This is a genomic window from Paenibacillus sp. N3.4 (genome assembly GCF_008017805.1).
GTDB lineage: Bacteria > Bacillota > Bacilli > Paenibacillales > NBRC-103111 > Paenibacillus_E.
The window spans coordinates 1-1,849 of the sequence record NZ_VRTT01000183.1; the positions used below are offsets into that span (position 1 = coordinate 1).

Below are 1,849 nucleotides of genomic sequence, written 5' to 3' on the forward strand. Positions count from 1 at the left end.
GGCTGTCGATTCATTGTAGATATCTCAGTCCCCAAAACTACTGTTGCGAATAGATCAAATACTACGAAAAATTCAATACTTTAACTGGTTTTCTCCCAATTACTCCCGATTTCTTGGTATAATTACACTATACTCATATCGGGGGTTTTTGGATGCAAAATAGAGTTCGTTACAAAACATTTGATCAAATTTCATTTGCGGATATGATGGTCTACTCTAAGCTGCCACTTCATCCTTTTTGGAGTAACGTTGAGGAAAAGATTGATTTCTCTTTTGCTGACTCGTTGTGCTCTGTTTTGTACTCTGGGCGTGGTCAGCATCCCTACGCCCCCTCGCTTAAACTCAAAATCCATCTCATTCAGGCTTACTACGTCCTTTCCGATCGACTAGTAGAAGAAAAGATCATCGGCGATTTGTTCATTAAGCGCTTTTTGGGCTTGCCCGTTGATTTCTTTGGCTTCGACCACAGCACGATCGGTTTGGACCGAAGCCGCATGGGGACCGCTATGTTTCAAGCGTGTCACCTGTATATTCTGGCTCAAATGCACAATTTAGGTTTATGGGGGGACAAAAATGAACAGTGGATCATCGATTCCTTTCCGACCAACGTCGCAATGGCCAGAGTCGGGGCGTACCGGCTCATCCAGCAAGGAATGATTCAGATTTTCCAACATTTGAAACGGAGCCATCGCGAATTATTCCAACACGCCGAACGATCCGTTACGCGAGATGCGATGCTGTTTCGGTTGTCATCTCAGTCATCCACCAGTGACCAGATGTTAGCATTCAGCAAATTGGTGGCTCAAGCCTATGGATTGCTTCAGTGGTTCCAGTTAGATGACGTAGCCGCATTGTTTCAAGCGTGGCCTAACAAAAATGCACAGCAAACATCGGTCGAACTGCAAGCTATCCTCAAACGAATTCTTGAAGAAAATAGCAGAGTCGTGTCACCGGCCGATAGCGATTCTACCAACTCTAATGATGACCAGGGAGACAGTGGATCTGCCACGGTAGAGTATGAGAAGCTCCCTCGCAAAGATCGTCCGAAGAACCAAATCATTAGTGTCACGGATCCGGAAGCCCGAGTCTGCAAAAAGAACTATACGACAACCAGAGGCTACAAAACGCAGAATTTGTGCACAACTAGCGGAGTCGTACTGGATACGAAGATGATTCCGGCTATGGAGCATGATCGAGATGCGATGGTTGAGATGGTTCAGGGTATCCAAAGCTTCTTTAGGGTTACTCCGAGTGCGGTCTTAGGCGATACTGCATATGGACATGGCGAGCAGCGAGTCGCCTTGGCATCGCTAGGCATTACCACTGTGGCCCCTGTGATTACGACTCAAAATCCAACAGGTTTGTTTGATATCTCCCGCTTTTCCTACGATCGCGAAAACGATGTGTATAGGTGCCCCAACAACAAGACGACTGTACGGAAAAACCACAACACTAAAAATGAAGGCTGGCAACATTTCTTTGCAAAAAAGGATTGTGCGGGTTGCCCTTTCCGTCTGAAATGTACAACCAACAAAAGCGGTAGAAGCGTGTTTCATAGTGATTATTACGACCTATACGAAATAGCGAAAGCCTACAACGCGAGCGAGCACGGCAAAGAGAACTACAAACTAAGATACCGCGTTGAACGGAAAAACCAAGAACTAAAAAACGATTGCGGATTAGGGAAGACACAAACCCGAAGCAAGAAGGCTTTATCCATGAAAGCCAAGCTTGCCGCGATGGTCGTTAATCTTAAACACACGGTGAGGCGATTGTTCGACCCCAGCCCTGGGTTTATTCGCCGTACTCCCACCACCTATGTTACCTAGAGAAGGAGCCCGAACTCCCC

The 1,849-nt window shown here is 46.5% G+C and carries 1 protein-coding gene; it reads left to right on the forward strand.

From position 1 onward, the window contains the following. Window positions 1-152: 152 nt before the first annotated feature. On the forward strand, window positions 153-1,829 hold the full coding sequence (locus FU659_RS34810; RefSeq protein WP_147951715.1) for a transposase: 1,677 nt from the start codon (window positions 153-155) through the stop codon (window positions 1,827-1,829). Window positions 1,830-1,849 lie beyond the last annotated feature (20 nt).